This window comes from uncultured Campylobacter sp. (genome assembly GCF_905371695.1).
Lineage (GTDB): Bacteria > Campylobacterota > Campylobacteria > Campylobacterales > Campylobacteraceae > Campylobacter_A.
Genome location: NZ_CAJPMA010000137.1, coordinates 1 through 2,962, shown reverse-complemented (window position 1 = coordinate 2,962; position 2,962 = coordinate 1). Strand labels below are relative to the sequence as shown.

Sequence of the window (2,962 nt, the reverse complement as noted above, 5' to 3'; positions counted from 1 at the left end):
GGCTAATTATAATCGGCGGCGGGCAGGTGATGAAGGGCTATTTAAACGACGAAGCCAAAACCGCCGAGGCGATATGCGAGATAGCGGGCGTGCGCTACTACAAAACGGGCGATAAAGGGCATATCGACGAGCAAGGTTTCGTAACGATAGTAGACCGCTATTCGCGCTTTGCCAAAATAGGCGGCGAGATGATAAGCCTAACTAGCGTCGAGGAGCAAATAAGCAAGGTTTTAGGCGAGGCGAGCCTAGTCGCGGCGAACGTACCCGACGACAAAAAGGGCGAGGCCGTCGCGCTTTTGGTAAAAAGCCAAATGAGCGAGGAAGAAATTTTAGAAGCGATAAAAGCGGCGAATTTAGCGCCGATAATGCTGCCGTCGTTTATCTTTTGCGTAGAGGAAATACCGACGCTAGCAAGCGGAAAGGTAGATTTTAAGGCGGCGAAAGCAAAAGCGGCAGAGCTGGCTGGCGCGAAAATTTAGATAAAAACTGAGCCCAAAGGAAGAATATGACGACCGTAGATACCCACGTCCACCTGCTAGCTTCAAGCGTGAAATTTAACCGCCCGTTCGATAAATTCGCGGTCGGTTTTTTCGCGCGGAAATTCGGGCTAAACGCGCGCGAGCTGCTTAAAAACCCTTACGAAGCCTACGTAAAGGGGCTTATCACAAACGCGCGGGAGTCTAAATTCGTAGATAAAATCGCGCTTTTCGGAGTCGATGCGAAGGTGGACGAGCGCGGACGCGAACTACACAGAGACGCCACCGTGTGCGCGACTAACGAGGACGTGCTAGCCGTCGCAAGGGCGTATCCGGACGTCGTCGCGCCGTTTTTCTCGGTTAATCCCCTACGTCCCGACGCGCTAGATCTCATAGATCGCTACTACGAGGCGGGCTTTAAGGGGGCGAAATTTTTGCAAAATTACTGGGGCGTGGATACGAGAGAGGCGAAATTTCGGGCGTATTTTGAAAAATTAAAGGCGCTAAATTTACCGCTTATAATTCACGTAGGCAACGAAAATACCGTCGCTTCCGCGCGCGAATACGAAGGGCTTGAAATGTTAAGCCAACCCGCGCAAATAGGCGTAAATACGATCTGCGCGCACATGGCTATCCGCTACGAAGGCGCGCATCCGTTTAAAGCGCTATCTAAAAAGCCCGAAAATTTCGGCGCCGAATACTTCAAACTACTTGAAATGCTAGAAACGACGCCTAATTTATACGCCGACGTTTCGGCGATATTAACGCCCGCTAGGGCGCGAGCGCTGCGGCATTTAAGCGCGCAAACGCGCATTCACGGCAAACTGCTTTACGGATCGGATTTTCCGGTGCCTTATTCGGCGATTTACAACTCTTACGACCTAAAATTTTGCAAGCGGCTCGAACTACACCGCGAGCCCAACGCATTTGACCGCGGCGTGCGCGCGGTAATGGAATATTTCGGCGAAGATAACGCGATTTGGAGTAATTATAAGAAAATTTTGGACTTAGGATAGAATTCGGCGCAAAAACGGACTAAAATTTTACTCTTAAAATCCCGACCCGCTTTTGCGCCCTTTACTAAAAAGCGCGCGCCTCGTCGTATCAGACTCGCAAAACTAGTATACGGTCGCGAAAGGGCGCGCAAAACTCGCGAATTTTACACGTATCCTTGATCTATCATCGCATCGGCTACCTTGCGAAAGCCCGCGATATTTGAGCCTAGCACCAGGTTTCCCTCGTCGCCGAACTCCTTGCTCGTCTCGTAGCTAAGCTCGAAAATGTGATTCATAATGCCGTGTAGCCTGCGATCGACCTCTTCAAAGCTCCACTTCGTCATACCCGCGTTTTGCATCATTTCAAGTCCGCTAGTGCCTACGCCGCCCGCGTTCGCCGCCTTTGCCGGAGCGAAGTAAAAATCCTTTTGCGCGAGCATGAAATTTACGGCGTCCAGCGTGCTTGGCATATTCGCGCCCTCTGCGACGAAGCGGCAACCGTTAGCGTAGAGCGTCTTTATATCGGCTAGATGCAGTTCGTTTTGCGTCGCGCACGGGAAAGCCCCGTCGCACGGCACGTCCCAGATGCCGTTGCGACCCGCGGCGTATTCATTTACGCTCACGTATTTCGCGTTCGGGCGGAATTTTACGTATTCGCTAAGACGAGCCCTCCTAACCTCTTTTAGCTCTTTAAGCAGCGCGACGTCGATGCCTTCCGCATCGTAAACGTAGCCGTTCGAGTCCGACGCCGTAATAGGCAGCGCGCCTAACTGATAGAGCTTTTCTATCGTGTAGATAGCGACGTTGCCTGAGCCGCTGACGGAGCATTTTTTACCTTCTAAGTCAAGACCGGCTTTTTGCAGCATATTTTGCGTAAAATACACGAGTCCGTAGCCCGTAGCCTCCGTGCGAGCGAGGCTTCCGCCCCAGTTTAGTCCCTTGCCGGTTAATATCCCGTCGAATCTACCCGTGAGTTTTTTATACTGCCCGAACATATAGCCGATCTCGCGCGCGCCCACGCCGATGTCGCCCGCGGGTACGTCGGTAGTGTTGCCGATGTGGCGGTAAAATTCGTCCATAAACGCGTGGCAAAATCTCATAATCTCGTTATCGCTTTTACCTTTGGGATCGAAGTTGCTGCCGCCTTTCGCGCCGCCGATATTAACGCCGGTTAGCGAATTTTTAAAAATTTGCTCAAACCCTAGAAATTTTAGTACGCCTAAATTTACGCTCGGGTGTAAGCGCAAGCCGCTACCGAGGTGCTTTACAGCCTAGACCCGCTGATATCGCGTGAGGAGAAATACAAAAAACACGCGATTTTAGAGCGCATCACGGTGCCGGAGCGCACGGTAGTTTTTCGCGTGACTTACGTAGGCGACGACGGCAGACCGCACGTACATAACGGATATCGCATTCAGTTTAACTCCGCGATCGGCCCGTACAAAGGCGGCTTGCGCTTACACCCGAGCGTAAATTTAGGCGTACTAAAAT

The 2,962-nt window shown here is 51.7% G+C and carries 1 protein-coding gene and 3 pseudogenes; 3 read left to right on the top strand and 1 reads right to left on the bottom strand.

All coding sequences use genetic code 11. The annotated features are described in order from the left end of the window. Together QZ147_RS08940 and QZ147_RS08935 are read left to right on the top strand one after the other, a co-directional pair. A pseudogene (locus tag QZ147_RS08940) lies at window positions 1-479 on the top strand (AMP-binding protein); the annotation flags it as partial. A gap of 26 nt (window positions 480-505) precedes the next feature. After that, window positions 506-1,492 (top strand): amidohydrolase family protein, encoded by a 987-nt coding sequence (locus QZ147_RS08935; protein ID WP_295149489.1) that lies wholly within the window; start codon window positions 506-508, stop codon window positions 1,490-1,492. Between the two features lie 143 nt (window positions 1,493-1,635). Here the strand turns inward: QZ147_RS08935 and gdhA are convergent. Continuing rightward, a pseudogene (gdhA, locus tag QZ147_RS08930) lies at window positions 1,636-2,721 on the bottom strand (NADP-specific glutamate dehydrogenase); the annotation flags it as partial. Here gdhA and QZ147_RS08925 point away from each other — a divergent pair. Beyond that, a pseudogene (locus tag QZ147_RS08925) lies at window positions 2,716-2,962 on the top strand (Glu/Leu/Phe/Val dehydrogenase dimerization domain-containing protein); the annotation flags it as partial. The pseudogenes gdhA and QZ147_RS08925 sit on opposite strands and share 6 nt — an antisense overlap.

What these genes read in the sequence shown, in the direction of transcription:
- QZ147_RS08935 (WP_295149489.1), top strand. Translation starts at nt 506, where the DNA reads ATGACGACCGTAGATACCCACGTCCACCTGCTAGCTTCAAGCGTGAAA.